The organism is Paenibacillus dokdonensis, assembly GCF_004916975.1.
In the GTDB taxonomy this organism is placed as follows: domain Bacteria; phylum Bacillota; class Bacilli; order Paenibacillales; family Paenibacillaceae; genus Paenibacillus_AQ; species Paenibacillus_AQ dokdonensis.
In genome coordinates this window covers 1,215,288-1,232,075 of record NZ_STGQ01000001.1, presented here as the reverse complement: position 1 = coordinate 1,232,075, position 16,788 = coordinate 1,215,288, and the positions used below count along the sequence as shown (strand labels likewise).

Sequence of the window (16,788 nt, the reverse complement as noted above, 5' to 3'; positions counted from 1 at the left end):
CCGCGTAAGTTTCACAGTAAAAAGGGAGATTCCGGTCTTGAAGACGGAATCTCCCTTTTTTCAATTAATAATCGGCGCTATATTTTTTTTCAGTGGACGATGTATCTTTGGTATGATCCTTATTGCGCTCGTCCTTAACCTTCTCATTCAATTCTTCAACCGGAATAGGGTCCACGTTGCGTTCACTTTCAAAACGGTCAAACAAACTTTCTTTTTCCGTTAAGTATTGCTCAGGGTGATCCATATCCTTCTGTTCATGCTCTTCCGGACGGTTTACCGGTTCGTGGACAGGTTCCTTCTTTTCCATGTTGTTTCACCTCTTGGATAAGAATACCCCTTCATGATGAAATGAATCAGCAGAACAAGAAAAACCGCCTGCCGCAGAATTATGACGCGGGCAGGCGATTTCGGGAAAGCTGCGATCTATGGGAGTATCTAATTGATTACAACCAGAAAGAACGCGTGATAATAACCAGCAATATAAAGAGAACCAAAATGGCACCTGTAGAAGCGAAAGGATTAAAACAACCAACTCCGCCAACAACTCCGCTCATTCCATTCCCTCCTTCCTTGTAACATACTCTAAAATATGTGGATCCCGGGACATTTGGCATAGACTCCTCCCCATTTCATGTTTAAAAAGGCGCCTATTTTCATGAGCATCAGCCTGTCTTATTCATTCTTCTTGTTAACAACAGCCTCCGTATATTTGGACAAAATTGCCCCAAGTGTGCCAATATCCAGTTGATCGTCAGCCTTCCAGTCCGTGCTGATTCCCGCATAATCAATCAGCCACTGTCTTCCCGCCTCTTTCCAAGCAGGAATTTTCGGCTGTGACTCAGGCTGAGGAGAGTTATATGCAGCCATAAGTTCTGCCTCACTTCCTTTATATTCATCCAAATCCACATTGCCGCTAATACCGGGAACCCGGCCCTTATTCGTGTATTGAACAAACTCCCATGCAGTCCAACCGCCTTTATTGGCCGGGGTACCACTGTTGTAGTAGGCATACCATAACGGAACACTTCCGAATGTACTGTCGAGTGAACTGTCTATAAAGCTGTGAAAGGTATACATCATGAGCGTTCGGCCTGTCCGCAGCTTAAATTGCTTGATCCATTCATGTACGATTGCCGAAATATTCGCGCGCGCCCCGCCTTCCTTCGTCTCAATATCCAGCACAAATGGCAGCTTGTATGCGTCCAAACCTCCAGCACTTTCGACAACCTGTACGAAATGCTCCAGCTCTACCTTGACATCATCAGGCTTCTTAGCCCGTGTTAAATGGTATGCTCCCGTCAGCATCCCTGCCGATCTGGCGCCTTGAGCGTTTACCCTGAATCGGTCATCCACCAGCTTCGTTCCTTCGGTTGCTTTCATAAACACAAAGGAATAGCCTGCATTCTTGACTTGCTTCCAGTCGATCACTCCCTGCCAATGAGATACATCAATACCTTTGGCATGATTATCGCTTCGGCTTTGCACAGCAGCCACCTCCATGTTGTAACCTTTTAAACTGCATCAGGTTTTGATTATCCTCACAACTATAATTATGTATATGGGTAGCAGTGCTGCATGGACGATCCTCCCTGCTTCATCAAAAATATGCGCTTGGTACCGGTTATCGTCCTATAGAAAAAAGAAGCCCTACTAACAGGCTTCCTTCCCTTCATAGTATTCAGGCTTATCATCATTGCAATGCTTAAACATGAAGCGTTTCTTTGGAACGTCCCCGCTGGTCTATTAATCCGGAATCCCCCAGCTCTCGGTATTTTCTCATCCATACCTTTAAACGGCCGATATCAGCAATTCCCAACGCTTCGGCCACTTCCTTTTTGGTCATCCCTTGAAGACGCATGTCCACAGCCCTCTTCTTGGTATCCAAACTGTAAGAGCAGAAAGTCTGTCCCTTTTTGGCCATCCGTATCACCTCAACTAATTTATCGGCGGATGGCCTGCTTCTTTTCATCCCAATTATACAAATAGTTCTAAATACCCTTGTTTATCATGGGAAATAAATATAATTCCCTTATTGAAAATTATTATATAGTCAGTTAGGCTCTCTTTTGAGCTCGCTAAGGTAGTAAATATCCCTTGTCAACCGCATCATGAATCAATCCGGAAACAAGCGTATAAACATCCGGCAGCTCCGTCTCCAAGAAACGGATTCGGCCGAGCACCCGGTCACAGGTCACTCCATGCGCCTGCCATGCTTTTCCCTGTGTGTAATAATTGTGAAGTAGGGGCTGGATTCGGTCCATGGCCGCGGCATAACTTGATTCCATTGTTTCCCGCTGCTCGAATTCCAGCCATAGCTCCATCATTTCATCGAACTGATCTGGCGGCAAAAGACCAAAAATCCGTTCGGCTGCAAGCCGTTCCCTCTCAAACTTGCCCTCCTGCCCCATTGTATCGTAAGCAAACGTATCACCGGCATCAATCTCAACCACATCATGGATGAGCAGCATTTTCATCACTCGGGGAAGGTTCACCTTTTTCTCTTCCAGATGCTCCTCGAGCAGCCAGGCCATCAGGGTAATATGCCAGGAATGCTCCGCATCATTCTCATGCCGGGACGCATCCATCAGATAAGTTTGCCGGAAAATAGTTTTCAGCCTGTCCATCTCCCGGATAAACTCGATTTGACGGCTTAATCGTTCATTCATGTCTTTTTCTCCTCCCGCATTTAATCGCAAAAAACAAAAAAAACTTCATATTAAGTATAGCCAAGCAGGTCTCCAGGGCGCAAAAAAAGATGCCGCAATCCTCAGAGGGATGCAGCATTTTTTCCTGTTTCTATACTTTTAAGCCGTATACTCTTGCTTCGTACGGACGGAGTTCAGCGGCATTCGTTCCATCTTCAGGATAGTTGGTAATGATCATTCTGCCACCCTCTGTACGGAGGCCATCCGGAAGATCAAGCATAACCGGTTCACCCGAAAAATTCAGAACAATCAGCCATTTTTCCTGATTCAGCGTACGTGTGTAAGCATAAATTTGCTCATGATCCTGCATGATCAGCTCGTAATCTCCGTACACCATAACCGGATTCAGTTTGCGGCGGGGCAATCAGCTTGCGGTAATAGTGGAAAATGGACTCGGGATCGGCAACGGCAGCTTCGGCGTTGATCTCGGTGTAATTCGGGTTCACATCGATCCAAGGGGTTCCTGTCGTAAACCCTGCATTGGCTTCCGTGTTCCATTGCATCGGGGTACGGGCATTATCACGGCCCTTGGTTTCGATCGCCTGCATAATGGTGCCTGGATCGGCTCCGCCCTGCACGACCTTTTCGTTGTACATATTATGAATTTCCACATCCCGGTATTCTTCAATACTGGTGAACTTCACATTCGTCATGCCCAGCTCTTCACCCTGATAAATATACGGGGTTCCCTTCAGCGTATGAAGCAAAGTAGCCAGCATTTTTGCCGACTCACCACGATATTCCTTATCATTACCGAATCGGGATACCATCCGAGGCTGGTCATGATTGTTCAGATAAAGGCTGTTCCAGCCATCCTCTGCCAGGCCTGTCTGCCATTTATGCAAAACCTCGCGCAGCTTCGGCAGCGTCCAAGGTACCAAATCCCATTTGCCCTCTGCTCCCGAGTCTACGTCCATATGCTCGAACTGAAATACCATTTGCAGCTCGTGACGATCTTTCCCGGTATATTTGATTGCTTCTTCCACAGTGGCTCCCGGCGCCTCACCAACAGTCATGACTTCGTATTTGGACAGAACCTGCTCATTCATTTCCCGCAAAAATTCATGGATACGCGGTCCATTCATATAATAAGGGCTGCCGTCACTGAGTCCTTCTTTTCCGTCATCCGGAAGTCCCGGAACCTTCGAGATCAGATTGATCACGTCCATCCGAAAACCGTCTACACCTTTATCCAGCCAAAATGTCATCATGTCGTAAATGGACTGGCGCAGCTTGGGATTTTCCCAGTTCAGATCCGGCTGCTTTTTCGTGAACAGATGCAGATAGTACTCCGCAGTCGTATCGTCATACTGCCATGCCGAACCGCTGAAAAAGGAGGTCCAGTTGTTTGGTGCGGTTCCGTCTTCGTGGCCGGGACGCCAGATGTAGTAATCGCGGTAAGGATTGTCCTTCGACGAACGGGACTCCATGAACCACGCATGCTCGTCCGAGGAGTGATTGACCACCAGGTCCATCATCAGCTTCATATCACGGTTATGCAGACCTTCAAGCAGCTCCTCCCAATCCTGAACTGTTCCAAACTCATCCATAATGTCATAGTAATCACTGATATCGTATCCGTTATCATCATTAGGGGATTTATATACGGGAGACAACCAGATTACGTCTACGCCTAATTCCTTTAAATAATCCAGTTTCGAGTGAATGCCTTGAAGATCCCCAATGCCGTCACCATTACAGTCCTTGAAGCTGCGAGGATATATTTGATACACAACTGCTTCTTTCCAAAAGGCTTGTTCCATGATAACTGCTCCTCTCTCCTAAGAAGTACTTTCCGTTTGATTCCCCCTTTCATACTACGCCCGCTATCTCTTAAAAACGATAAACGATATTAACGTTTAAGGGGGAAAATATAAACCTGATCCTGTTAGAATGAAATAAAACATGGCATATTTTAACAACATAGACTATAGTTCTATGTGGACTATTTCTTGTGATATGAACCGGATACTCCATCCCAGGTTGAATCAACATGATATAATAAGAAAAACTTCTGCCTGTGTTATACACAACAAAATCGTTTGGTGGAAGTTTTTCTCGCGATTATAGAATTGCTCACGCCTAAAACTTTCAATTCATTAATCTCGAAAAAAAGTAATGGAGTGTTACATAAGCATATGACAGCAAAATCACTAAGAAATATAGGCATCTTCGCACATGTGGATGCAGGCAAGACGACAACAACAGAACATATGCTGTATGAGAGCGGAACCATCCGATCGCTTGGAAGCGTGGATCTGGGGACTGCACAGACCGACTCGCTGGAGGTCGAACGGGAACGAGGAATCTCTGTCCGCTCTGCGGCCACATCCCTCGTATGGAACGGAATTCATATCAATTTGGTAGACACACCAGGCCACGTCGATTTTCTGTCGGAAGTTGAACGTTCCATGCGGGTTATGGATGGTGCAATCCTGATTATCTCCGCTGCGGAAGGTGTGCAATCCCAGACCGAAACGGTATGGCATGCCTTACGGACCATGGGTATTCCTACATTAATTTATGTCAATAAAATGGACCGTATTGGCGTTTCCGTCATTCAGGTCATACAGGAAATTAAACGGTTGTTATCCGTTCATATCGCACCTTTACAGGTCCCTGTAGGGGAAGGCGAGCAGTTCGTAGGAATTACGCCGGTATGGAATGCTGACATGAATGAAGAAGACGACTTTGGTTTAACCCGCAGTCTTATACTGGAGACGATTGCCGATTTGGATGACGAGCTGCTGAATCGGATCATTGACGGCGAAGAGATTCCAACCCAAGAGCTTCAGGAAAAGCTAAAAGCTCTCAGCCGGGAGGCGAGACTGTTTCCGGTTTGCTTTGGCTCATCTCAGCGTGGGATGGGCATTCAAGAGCTATTGGATGCTGCTGTGGAATATCTTCCTGCACCGGCGGGAGGAGACGCAGAGGATTTGTCAGGCATCGTATTTAAAATCGAGCGTGACAAGCTGATGGGACGCACAGCATTCGTGCGTTTGTACAGGGGATCTCTGAAAAACAGGGATGCTATCACGAACCTCACCCGCGATGTTCAGGAAAAAGTGATCCAAATCCGTAAAATCAACGGGCAAAAGTACACCGACCTGGGTCAACTGTACGCTGGTGATATTGCTGCCGTGTATGGGCTCAGCCAGTCACAGATCGGTGACATTCTGGGAAGCTCAGCCGGCATACCGCCTTCCCCTTCCTTGGCTGTTCCCCTCCTGACCGTTCAGGTTCAGGCAAAAGATCAGTCGCGCTATCAGGAGCTGGTGCAAGCTCTACAAGAGCTTACCGAGGAGGACCCGCTTCTGGATTTGCAATGGCTTCCATCCGAACGTGAGCTGCATGTCAAGGTCATGGGTGCCATTCAACTGGAGATTCTGTCGAGCCTGCTGCTAAGCCGATTCGGGCTGGAGGCAGACTTTGGCCAGCCGTCCGTCATTTACAAGGAAACGCCGGCACAAGAGGGTCAGGGGTTCATCGCCTATACCATGCCGAAGCCTTGCTGGGCCATCCTGCGCTTTGCCATTGAACCCTTGCCTCGGGGCAGCGGGCTGATCTACAGCTCGGTCGTCCGAAGCGAGCATCTTCTTTCCAGCTATCAGAACGAAGTGCAGCGGCGTGTGCCCGAAGCACTCCAGCAGGGACTGCTGGGATGGGAAGTCACGGATCTGAAAGTGACCTTGATTGAGGGGGAACATCATGTGTGGCATACCCATCCACTGGATTTTGTCGTTGCCACGCCGATGGGCATCATGAACGGTCTGGCGAGCACGGGAACGACGCTGCTTGAGCCCATGCTCCATTTCCGCATTACCGTACCGGAGGAATTCGGCGGAAAAATATTAAGTGAGCTGATACTGATGAGAGCCGAATTTGAAGCCCCTTCAATCATGCATGGAAGATGTATGATCGAAGGTATCATCCCTGCGGCCACTTCACTGGAATATCCGGTAAGACTCCGTTCCATGACCGGCGGCAGGGGTGTGATGGCTTCCTCATTCTCCGGGTATCAGGAATGTCCGCCGGATGTTCATACGAAGAGGAAGCGTCACGGCGTGAATCCGCTTGACCAATCCAAATATATACTTAGTGTCCGCAGTGCATTATCAACATAGTTTAATATTTTCTATTTAATAAATAAAAGAGAACATGATTACAGGAGGGCATCAATGGGGAAGATTTTCGGATTTTTTCTGTTATGGCGACTGCTGGGAAACCCTTTCCTGGCCATACTCGTCATATTAGTAATCGTTTATTTATTGGACCGGCGTTTTGTCGGCGTATTCCCAAGCTTAACCAAGCCGTTTAAACGAATGGGGCAAAGCTCCAGACTGCGCACCCAGATCAGCATGAATCCAAACGATATCTCATCAAAGCATGAGCTCGCAAGACTTCTGATCGACCGCAAAAAGGATGCCGAAGCGATGAAGCTGCTGGAGTCCATAGAAGCACAATCCGAGGATTCCGCCGAATTCTGGGATGACCTGGGAACCGTGTATTTGAGACAGGGCAATACTCAAAAAGGCGAAAATTATGTTCTCAAAGCACTTGAGTTGAATCCCCGGGTTAAATATGGACGACCTTACTTGCGCCTGGCAGATGTGTATAAGAACAGTGACCGCGACAAAGCAGTGGATTATGTGCATCGTTTCCAGGAGATTCAATCCTCTTCCTGCGAAGGCTATTACCTGCTTGGCATGATGTACAAGGATCTCGACCGCAAGGAAGAAGCCCTTGCAGCATTTCAGGAATCGATAAATATCTACCGCTCACTACCAAAATATAAAAAGCGTCAGGAGCGGAAATGGGCCGTTCTTAGCATGATGAAAAAATAACTCCAACGCAGTCGGCTGATTATCGGGCTGTTTGCTGCAGCCTGTGATAAACATCAGCCGCTTCAGCCTGCGATCCGGCGGGGGCGCTGATAACCTGATAGAATTTCCTTTCCGTCGTCAAGCTTACCGGAAGGGGCATTTTAAGAGAGATATGCTGCATGTCTTCGTCAAAAAAGACTTGTCCCAGTATATTTCTCTTTTCTTTTACATAATAAATGGCGGATATCCCTGATATGATCATACATTTTTCATAGATGGTATCATTGATGATCAATCGTCCCTCATATGCTCTCTCATGTTTATAGTAAACGCCTTGCAATTCGATCCGGGATGCAGCGGAAGCCTTCGGGCCATCAACCATGTAATTGAAGCCTTCAAAAGATTTGTTTATTTTGACCACGTTGCGATCTACTCCAAAAAAGAACATCAGCCCTGCAAGCACCAATATCAGACCTGTAATAAAGAAAGCCCTTTTCAATCTGTCGCCTCCTTTGCAGTCAGTTGTATAATGAAATATTTTCCATTACATTATACAAAAAACAGACCTCTGCAGGTCTGTTTTGTTTGTTCTTCTCCAAAATGTATCATTTAGGCCAGCGGGTAATATCCGAGCCGGTTGAGCTGTTCTGCAATGACCTTGTATCCTCTGCCATTCGGATGAAGATGGTCGAAAGACAGCAGCTCATGCTCACGGCCGTAGAAAGCCGAGAAAATTTCCGCCGCCGCGTAGCTCCCACCCCAATTTCCGTTAATATAGCGGTTAAATTGTTGAACCCATTGTGTGGCAGCATCCACCTGCGGGAAGGGATTGTACAAGCCTACAGCCCTCACGATATAAGGAGTTCTGCTGCCTGATTTGAGTTGGTTAAGTGTCTGCATAATTCCGGAGAAATTGGATTGGCACTGCGATAACGCTTTGTTAAAATGTTGAGCGATATTTTGGGAAGATGCGCTTTTCGCAGCCCGAATCAGATCATTGCCCCCTATAGAGATCGTAATGATTTGGGCTTCCTTCAGTGAGTTGCGAAACTGAGAGCTGCGCTTCATATTTGCGTACAACTCGGAAGAAGTCAGCCCGTTAATTCCCAGGTTCTCATATGATACAAACTCTCCGACTCTCCGTTCCGCCATGCCCCGGTAGACTGGAACAAAACCATTTCCCGGCATGGCGCCAAATCCAACCGTCAGCGAGTCACCGACTGCCGTGTATGGGATCGCCACAACCTTCGCCTCCTCTCAGTTTTCCTTTACTCATCCATAGCAGTGTATGAATCAATTCAGGAAAATGAAAGGGACAAATCTCAGGGTGGAGTTAGAGAGCTGTGAAATTCAGTATATGCCTAAGCCCGGATTCAACCCACCATCAGCAGTGCATCAATAAATTTCTTCATGGCTGTATCATGTGTGCCAGCTGACGGTTGCCACTGCAACAGTTCTTGGTTCTTGCCCTGGATATAAAGTCCGATCTTCTCCCGCAGCATGCGGTTATAATCAATAACATCTTTGGATTCGCTCTTCATCTCAAGCAGCAAATCCTCCCAATGGACTGGATTGTTATACATCATCCGATCAGGATACTTTGCTGCCGCCTGTATTGCTTGATCCAATGAACCGCCACGGTACAGACCCAGAGCCATATAAACGCCGACGAAGCGGTGGCTTTTGTCATTCTCTAGCGATTGTTCAAAATAATTTTCTGCCCCATCCCATTTCCCTTGTTTCATTAGGGCTATGGCATGGGTCGCATCCGTATAACTGGTGTCTGTAATCCTGCTCAATGATCCGGCAAGCGCATAATAGCGGTTATATTCATTCCAGTTCTCCTGCTTCTGATAATAATCAGCCAACCGGCTATAATAATCAGCCGTAGGATGAAGTTTTACCAGCTGGTTCAACAGCCCTATCTGCTCCTCTTCAATGGCCATTTTCGCTTCGGTATTCGCATCTTCTCCATGCATCAGCATCAATTTGCCTTCCAGCAACGTAAACATCATTTTCAAACTATGAGCATCCTCCGGATTTCTCCGGAATGCGGCTTTATATTTGGCATCCGCATCCTCCATGTGACCTGCCAGCAGAGCACGGTCAGCATCCGTCATTGTCCGTTCCTTCAAGTAGAAGAAAGGAAGCTGGCCCGTCAAATCATTGCCCAGACGGTATCCGTCGCTTCGGGTCAGCAGTTCACCGTTCGCAGTGTAGGCCTCGACACTCCACATAAACTGATTGTCGGTGTTCGCGTACCCGAGTAAGGATAAAGGGTCAAGCTTTTCTTCTTCAGATCCATTGGAAGATGAGGAAATACCCGACATCTCATAGTACAGCTCCTCTGCGGCAATCTCTATGCGGGAACTGTGAATACCCTGCATGATCGATCTGCTTGAGGACCCGCCTTGCAATTTCAAACCTAGGTTCAAATTATAATAAGCAGCCCCCGCGACAGGCTCCCACTCAAAGGTGAGCTTTTTCCCTTTCACAACGGCTTCGTTAACAGGTGATTTCAGCTTCATCAGCGGCTGGAATACGACATCCTGCACCAATGATTGTTGACCTCTCAGATCAATCCAGTCGGCATCTCCTGATACAGGCCAGGTCCATCCGCTGATTTGATTCAGATCCAAACCGAGGGACAGCTTATAGCTGCCTGGAACAACTCCTTTAAACGAGTATTCTCCTTTTTCATTGGTCATTGTCTGATAGGGTTCATTCTCCCTAATGCTGTGGTAAAGATCGTCCTGCCTCCGCAGGAAAACACCAGCATAAGCTACCGGCTCTCCATCGGATTTGGTAATCGTACCAGACACGTCTGTCATTCCCTCCAAGCCGATAGAATCCATCTTTTTCAAACGGTCCTCGATCATCTGAAGCTGATCCATTTGCAATTGGACTGCCCGTTGATCTCCTTCGTTGAGCTCCTTCTGTTTCTTCATCTCTGCCTGAATTCGTTTCAGCTCTTCAGGCACTTTACCTTCAGCAATGGCATACTGCGCCAGCAAATTGGAAATTCGGATGTTTAAATCGAGATTGGTCGGGTTCTTATTCCCTTGCGTCAACTCCTCACACAGTCGAACCAGTTCTCCGTACTTTTTCTGATCTGCCGCCAGCTTTGCCTTCATGAATATTAGCTCCTGTCGCGCATAACTGTATTCCGTAAAATGCAGCTTCTTCAAGGCATCAGCCAGTATTTGCGATGCTTCCTCCCACTGTTCGGAACCTTCGTAAAAATAGGCCAGCAGTTCAGCGGCTTTTCCGACATTTTGATCCGAGCGGCCGTCCTTCACATACTGCTCCAAGTATGGAACCTTATCCTTCAAACTAAAGGCTGGCTTGGTTCGAAGTTCCATAGATCCACTAAACATGGAGCCGCTTGAGCCGATATAGGCCTCATATGCATGAGCCAGAACGGTATCACTTTCTTTGAGCATATATTCCTCGATCAGCTTCAGCTTGTTATCCGGCTTTGCTGTGTCGATCTTATTCAGCACCTGTTCTTTTGACTCAGCCTGCACAGCTCCCTGTTCTGCTTCAGCCAGCTTATGGCTAGGTAGGGCACCGACATTAAAAGCAATAACAAGAACAGTGAGCAGACCCAGAATGTACACCAGATGTTTAACCTTGATTCGGATTTTCATGTTGGGACAATCTCCTTTCGATTTCGTCCTTCCAATAAATACTTCCTCCCGCCTCGATCAACACCCGCTGCTCCGGCGTTCCGCCGGGTATGGGTTCAGGATGTGATTTGGGCTGTCGTCCCCCGTGATATAGAAATGCTGCCGTAAACAGAAGCGCAAAAGCCGTACCAAGCGGGATCACCGGCAGCTCCAGTTCTTTATTCCATATGGCTCGCAGACGGCCGCGCAGAGTCGTTGGATGTGTTGTTCTGATCACTTCCGCCTGTTTACTGAACTTCAAATCGGAGAGCTCCCGGTCCAGCTCCTGTTTTAATATTGACTGCTCTTGATCCAATCGAAATCCCCCTCCTTCTCCAGCGTCTGTCTAAGATAATGCCGCCCCCGGGCCAGTCTGGCTTTGATGGTATTGCTGTTAAGCTGTAAATGATCCGCCATTTCTGCAACGCTCATTTCCTGAAAATAATGAAGCGTAATCACTTCCCGGTAAATATAGCTCAAACTATGTATGGCCTTGGTAAGGCTTCCATTTCTCAACTCCTGCATAAGCTGTTCTTCGGGACTCGGCTGCTCTTCCTTTGCCAGCCACCTCTCCATATGGGCCGATGGGAATAAACTCCTGAAGCTCCAGGTTCTCTGTCTCATGCGGCAGCGGTTCACGACAATACGGATCAGCCAGCTTTTCAGCTTCGTATCATCCCGCAGCTGCCCGATCCGTTCAAAAGCAAGGATAAAGCTGTCCTGTACGGCTTCTTCTGCTTCATGCCGGTCCCGGAGCAGTAAATACGCAGTACGCAGCAGATCATCTCCATACATCCCCATGAGCAGCCCAAGCGCTTCCCCATCTTTTTGTTTCAATCCAGGTAAGATATCCAGTCCGCCTTCCTCCCCCCTGCTATAATGATGCGTCCAAACGCCGTTTGGTTGCATTTTTGATAAAAATAAAAAAACAGCTTCCTTTAGGAAGCCGTTCTTATGATACAGGTTCACTTAAAGGAACCGAATTTTTCAATCCTCTTCCACTTCTTCTTCAACCTCATACACGCATCGGAACCGTTCAATACCGGGATACTGCTCTCCCAGACTGTTGACGACGAAACCGAGATTCCGGTAAAAATCCACCGCCTCCTCATCCGTTTCCGCAATGACCTTTTCCGGCTTTTCTTTTGTCATGATCTCCAAAATCATCCCTCTGCCGTAGCCAAGTCCACGGTTTTCCGGAATGACCGCAATATGATGCAGAATCAGATCACCCCCTGCTTTTTCATATCCGGTCAATCCAACCAGCAGTTCTCCATCTTCATATCCGTACAGTTGCCATGCCTCATTATTTTCATATTCACTGACGGTCTTCTCAACCGAATGGTCATCCGGGAATACCGCATAGGAAAACAGCTCGGCAACCTCTGGTTTACGTATGTACGATTTAATATTCAACAGCATCTCTATAACCTCCACATCATCTTGCTCATACAAGTTTTCGTTTCGTTACTTTAACCTTTTGGGCGAGAAAATTCAACTTTTATTCGAACTCATAGGTTCCGGGCATGAATGATATGCCATACCGATATTGAAAAAAGTTTACAGATAGGCGTACACTTGGAACAAGAAAGAAAATGCTCTGTTTTCAAACTTTTTCAAAGAAAGAGGCATCACATCATGAGTTATATTCAGCACGGAACATCCGCTTTCCGCAAAACAAGTTTGGCTCTGTTCGCGGGAGGCTTTAACACGTTTGCCATTTTATACTATACCCAGCCTCTGATGCCCGAATTCTCCAAGGAATTCGGGATATCTCCGGTTACAGCCAGCCTTTCGCTGTCACTGACCACACTGTTTCTGGCCATCAGTATGATTATTGTGGGCTCTCTAAGTGAATCCTGGGGACGCAAGCCGATCATGACTGTCGCCATGGTTACGGCTTCGGTTTTGACGCTGATCACCGCCTTTGCTCCGAATTTCCATACCCTGCTTGTTTTCCGGATCATCCTTGGCGCTGTATTGGCTGGTCTGCCCGCCATCGCCATGGCCTATCTCGGCGAAGAAATTGCTCCAGCCAGTCTTGGAGCCGTCATGGGGCTCTATATTAGCGGCAATTCCATCGGTGGTATGGGCGGAAGAGTCATTACCGGTGCGCTAACCGACCTGTGGAACTGGCGAATAGCCATTGCGGCCATTGGCTTTCTCGGACTGATCTTCAGCATCGTTTTCATGATCCTGCTGCCGCCATCCCGTCATTTTGAGGCGCGTCCACTACGGTTCAAGTCCTTGCTGCGCTCACTCGGTAACCAGTTCAAAGACCCTGGGCTGCTCATACTATATGCGCTGGGATTCCTGCTGATGGGAAGCTTCGTATCGCTTTACAACTATATTGGATACCAGCTGATCGCTCCGCCGTATTCCCTGAGTCAGACATTGGTCGGTTTTATTTTTATCGTCTATATTGCAGGCACGTTCAGCTCTACCTGGATGGGGAGAATGGCAGACACTCACGGCAGACCTCTTATGCTCTGGGTTGGTCTGATGATCTTCCTCTGTGGTGCCCTGCTGACGCTTAGTCCGCTGCTTGGGATTAAAATCGCCGGTATCATCATTTTCACGTTTGGATTCTTCGGCTCACACTCCATCGCCAGCTCCTGGATCGGTATCCGGGCTGTACATGAGAAAGCACAAGCTTCCTCGCTGTATCTGTTCTTTTACTATGCTGGCTCCAGCATCGGCGGTACACTTGGCGGCATCTTTTGGAGTTCATACGGCTGGCATGGCGTAGTTGGCATGATTGTCTGCTTCCTGAGCGCCGCCTTGCTGCTGTCTTTACGGTTGTCACGGCTTCATCGTCAAAAAGCTGCCGCTTAAACATTACCAAGATTAAGATATAGCTTAAGGTATAACAAAAGCAGCCCCTGAAGGCTGCTTTTGCACATGTTTATTGTATTTTTTGAGCGACAAAGGTTATCAGATTGCATCTGAAGTCAATATGGCGCCCGTCCTTTTCTTCTTCTATGCTTTGCGGGACGGCTTGCTTGATGAGGACATTCCACTCCTCATAGCTTAGATCAAGCAGCTCCATGGCTTGCTTTTGCGGAATATTCAGTTCGATTAAGCCCTCAGTGCTTTTACCGGTCTTCCTGTCCACCTCTTCCACGTCGGTACTCATCGTAATACAGTGGATTCCACCAAGCTTGGTACCTTTTCTCATAGCCGTTAACGTATTCGTTAGCGCCTCCATGGATGAAGTGTGTTCGAGACAGGAGCATGCAAGAATATAATCATAAGCATCCTCTGCTATAGCAAAATGTTCCACATCTGCTGCTTCCGCTTCAACCAAATGATCAACTCCGAATTCAGCAGCGTTGCTCTTCAACATGTCTGCCGCATCCTCCAGCAGATCTACTCCTTTTACCTTGCTTAAAGAGTCTTTCAAACGTTCAGCTACCGGGATCGTGTTGCGGCCAACACCACAGCCCAGATCCAGTACCATCAAATCCTCCTTATGCAAAAGCAAACGCTCGAGCATTTCCATGACTACCGGTCCCGGCTCCGACATCCAGGTTCCATTTTCAAAAAGATCATTATCCTCGTAAAAGCGCTGATGATAGCCGGCTTCGGAATGCCTTGCCGCTTCAAAATGTTCGCTGTTCATGTGCATACCTCCTGTCCATCAGTTACTGACTACTAGAGATATACCCATTTTGAAGAGCAACTCAATCGCGAAATACGCTGAACCCCATTTCCAGATTTTAATGGGATAATAAAGGAATAAACACCACCCGGATCGCCCAAATAATCAAACTGACGAGCAGAATGAATTTTCCGGTTTCACGCTTGTCCTTATCTTCGCTGAATGCTATAACCCCACCGACGATCATTCCGACAAAAGGATACAGAATCGTCGCTATCAACAGCAACGTCATCAGCCCGCCGGATCCGCTTAAGATCGAAAACCTGGTTATAAACTGAGAATACTCGTGACCCGATGCTTCTGTTTTTTCATCTTCCGTGTCCGGACGCGTGCTGGATTTCAAGGTCTGAACCGTTCTGACCTGCTTCAGTGAAGCTCCGCATACTACGCAGTTTTCGGCTGTCTCCGGATTGGATTCACCGCAGTGAGGACATATCTTCACAGACATTCGTTTCTCCTCCCAACTTCCATTCATTCCCTTTATTATATAAGAAAAGGCTATATCCGCATAATATCGCAGAAGACAGACCGCTTAATACGGATGCTTTTCTTATGAAAATAGAATGACCAAAGTTATTACTGACTTTGTCTGGCAGGAGGGGGCGTATCACTAATTATTACTGCTCAAATTTCTGAAGAACAATGACGGCGTTATGTCCCCCAAAACCAAAGGAATTGGATATAGCGATGTTGATATCCTTCTCCCGGGCTTCGTTTGGTACAACATCCAGATCGCATTCCGGATCACGCACCTCCTGATTAATGGTTGGAGGAATTTGTCCTTCCTGAATCATCTGTACCAGCGCGATGGCTTCTGCTCCGCCGGCAGCCCCAAACATATGACCCAGCATTGATTTGTTCGCCGTTACCGGGATACGGTAGGCATCTTCTCCAAAAAGCCTCTTGATGGCCAACATTTCAGACCGGTCACCAACCTGTGTGCTCGTCGCATGCGCACTGATGACATCCACCTGTGCAGGCTCAACACCCGCTTCCTGAAGCGCCAGCTTCATTGCCTGATATGCTCCTCTTCCTTCCGGATGGGAAGCAACCATATGATAGGCATCGGATGAAGCACCGTATCCGGTGACCTCCGCATAAATACGGGCTCCACGTTTTCGCGCATGGGTCAAACTCTCCAAAACCAGGATACCGGCCCCTTCTGCCATCACGAAACCTTCACGGCCTGCATCGAAAGGACGGCTGGCCAGCGCAGGATCTCCGTCCCAAGAGGAGAGTGCGGTAGCATTCCCGAAGCTGGCCATGGAAATTTCCGTGATTGCCGCTTCGGCTCCTCCCGCGATGATGACATCGGCTCCGCCGGAGCGGATGAGCCTGAACGCTTCCCCGATCGCCGTATTGCCGATTGAACATGCCGTTACAGGCGAAAGAGTCGGGCCCTGCGCGCCTGTATGGATGCTGATCATCGAAGCAGCCATATTGGAGATCATCATCGGCACGAGCAGAGGACTAATCCGGGATGCACCCCGTGTGCGCAGCAGCTCTCCTTGTTCCATCAATGTTGAGATTCCACCGATGCCGGAGCCGACATATACACCCATTCTTTCTTTGTCCACCTGATCAAGAACAAGACCGGCATCCTGAATTGCATCTTCAGCCGCAGCCATTGCGAATTGGCAGAAGCGATCCATGCGCCGGGCCTCTTTTCTGCCAAAACGTCCGTCCGCATCAAAATCACGTACCACACCTGCCATATGCGTTTTCATATGCGAAGTATCCCAGGAATCAATCCGTGAGATCCCTGACTTTCCCTTCAGCATCGCATTCCAAAAGGTTGAAACATCGTTGCCCAGCGGCGAGACCAACCCCGCGCCTGTAATCACAACTCTCTCCATAACCACGTTCCTCCCTTTACATTTCTGATATGGTAATATCTTTTCACAGCTGTTATCCTATTACAAGTTGTTGTT

The 16,788-nt window shown here is 47.8% G+C and carries 17 protein-coding genes and 1 pseudogene; 3 read left to right on the top strand and 15 right to left on the bottom strand.

Going from position 1 to position 16,788, the window contains the following annotated elements; all coding sequences use genetic code 11:
* Positions 1 to 64: 64 nt before the first annotated feature.
* From E6W40_RS05585 to E6W40_RS05565, 6 genes and pseudogenes are all read right to left on the bottom strand, one after another.
* Complete coding sequence (locus E6W40_RS05585; RefSeq protein ID WP_411831882.1) at positions 65 to 307, bottom strand: hypothetical protein; 243 nt, start codon at positions 305 to 307, stop codon at positions 65 to 67.
* 136 nt (positions 308 to 443) lie between these two features.
* Complete coding sequence (locus tag E6W40_RS29705; RefSeq protein WP_211146970.1) at positions 444 to 554, bottom strand: YjcZ family sporulation protein; 111 nt, start codon at positions 552 to 554, stop codon at positions 444 to 446.
* A gap of 118 nt (positions 555 to 672) precedes the next feature.
* Entirely contained in the window at positions 673 to 1,485 is an 813-nt protein-coding gene (locus tag E6W40_RS05580) for a glycoside hydrolase family 25 protein (RefSeq protein WP_168928832.1), read from the bottom strand.
* 217 nt (positions 1,486 to 1,702) lie between these two features.
* Complete coding sequence (locus E6W40_RS05575) at positions 1,703 to 1,921, bottom strand: helix-turn-helix domain-containing protein (RefSeq protein ID WP_136606845.1); 219 nt, start codon at positions 1,919 to 1,921, stop codon at positions 1,703 to 1,705.
* Between the two features lie 154 nt (positions 1,922 to 2,075).
* Positions 2,076 to 2,666, bottom strand: coding sequence for an HD domain-containing protein (locus E6W40_RS05570; RefSeq protein WP_136604577.1), 591 nt, complete (start codon positions 2,664 to 2,666; stop codon positions 2,076 to 2,078).
* A 130-nt stretch (positions 2,667 to 2,796) separates the two neighbouring features.
* Positions 2,797 to 4,468, bottom strand: a pseudogene (locus E6W40_RS05565) (glycoside hydrolase family 13 protein).
* A 375-nt stretch (positions 4,469 to 4,843) separates the two neighbouring features.
* On the opposite strand from E6W40_RS05565, the gene E6W40_RS05560 reads away from it, so the two are divergent.
* Both E6W40_RS05560 and E6W40_RS05555 read left to right on the top strand, forming a co-directional pair.
* Positions 4,844 to 6,829: a GTP-binding protein gene (locus E6W40_RS05560; RefSeq protein WP_136604576.1), complete on the top strand. Its 1,986-nt coding sequence runs from the start codon at positions 4,844 to 4,846 to the stop codon at positions 6,827 to 6,829.
* A 54-nt stretch (positions 6,830 to 6,883) separates the two neighbouring features.
* On the top strand, positions 6,884 to 7,549 hold the full coding sequence (locus tag E6W40_RS05555; protein ID WP_136604575.1) for a tetratricopeptide repeat protein: 666 nt from the start codon (positions 6,884 to 6,886) through the stop codon (positions 7,547 to 7,549).
* A 19-nt stretch (positions 7,550 to 7,568) separates the two neighbouring features.
* Here the strand turns inward: E6W40_RS05555 and E6W40_RS05550 are convergent, their stop codons facing one another.
* The 6 genes from E6W40_RS05550 to E6W40_RS05525 form a co-directional block, all read right to left on the bottom strand.
* Positions 7,569 to 8,027, bottom strand: a complete 459-nt coding sequence (locus E6W40_RS05550) for a hypothetical protein (RefSeq protein ID WP_136604574.1) — start codon at positions 8,025 to 8,027, stop codon at positions 7,569 to 7,571.
* A 110-nt stretch (positions 8,028 to 8,137) separates the two neighbouring features.
* Positions 8,138 to 8,770: an SGNH/GDSL hydrolase family protein gene (locus tag E6W40_RS05545; RefSeq protein ID WP_168928831.1), complete on the bottom strand. Its 633-nt coding sequence runs from the start codon at positions 8,768 to 8,770 to the stop codon at positions 8,138 to 8,140.
* 131 nt (positions 8,771 to 8,901) lie between these two features.
* The gene (locus E6W40_RS05540) at positions 8,902 to 11,178 is read right to left on the bottom strand and encodes a carboxypeptidase regulatory-like domain-containing protein (RefSeq protein WP_136604573.1); all 2,277 of its coding nucleotides are present in this window, start codon (positions 11,176 to 11,178) and stop codon (positions 8,902 to 8,904) included.
* Positions 11,156 to 11,512 carry a DUF2776 domain-containing protein gene (locus E6W40_RS05535; RefSeq protein WP_136604572.1) on the bottom strand — a complete coding sequence of 119 codons (357 nt, stop codon included), beginning with the start codon at positions 11,510 to 11,512 and terminating at the stop codon, positions 11,156 to 11,158. The genes E6W40_RS05540 and E6W40_RS05535 overlap by 23 nt, the downstream gene beginning before the upstream one ends.
* Positions 11,488 to 12,033, bottom strand: a complete 546-nt coding sequence (locus E6W40_RS05530) for an RNA polymerase sigma factor (RefSeq protein ID WP_246072884.1) — start codon at positions 12,031 to 12,033, stop codon at positions 11,488 to 11,490. Before E6W40_RS05530 ends, E6W40_RS05535 begins: the two co-directional genes overlap by 25 nt.
* 150 nt (positions 12,034 to 12,183) lie before the next feature.
* Entirely contained in the window at positions 12,184 to 12,618 is a 435-nt protein-coding gene (locus E6W40_RS05525; RefSeq protein WP_136604571.1) for a GNAT family N-acetyltransferase, read from the bottom strand.
* 216 nt (positions 12,619 to 12,834) lie between these two features.
* On the opposite strand from E6W40_RS05525, the gene E6W40_RS05520 reads away from it, so the two are divergent.
* Positions 12,835 to 14,031, top strand: a complete 1,197-nt coding sequence (locus E6W40_RS05520) for an MFS transporter (RefSeq protein WP_136604570.1) — start codon at positions 12,835 to 12,837, stop codon at positions 14,029 to 14,031.
* 70 nt (positions 14,032 to 14,101) lie between these two features.
* Here the strand turns inward: E6W40_RS05520 and E6W40_RS05515 are convergent, their stop codons facing one another.
* The 3 genes from E6W40_RS05515 to fabF all read right to left on the bottom strand — a co-directional run bounded on the left by E6W40_RS05515 (position 14,102) and on the right by fabF (position 16,713).
* Positions 14,102 to 14,818, bottom strand: coding sequence for a class I SAM-dependent methyltransferase (locus tag E6W40_RS05515; protein ID WP_136604569.1), 717 nt, complete (start codon positions 14,816 to 14,818; stop codon positions 14,102 to 14,104).
* 97 nt (positions 14,819 to 14,915) lie between these two features.
* Positions 14,916 to 15,305, bottom strand: coding sequence for a zinc ribbon domain-containing protein (locus E6W40_RS05510; protein ID WP_136604568.1), 390 nt, complete (start codon positions 15,303 to 15,305; stop codon positions 14,916 to 14,918).
* Positions 15,306 to 15,474: 169 nt separating this feature from the next.
* Positions 15,475 to 16,713, bottom strand: coding sequence for a beta-ketoacyl-ACP synthase II (gene fabF, locus E6W40_RS05505; RefSeq protein WP_136604567.1), 1,239 nt, complete (start codon positions 16,711 to 16,713; stop codon positions 15,475 to 15,477).
* Between the last annotated feature and the right edge of the window lie 75 nt (positions 16,714 to 16,788).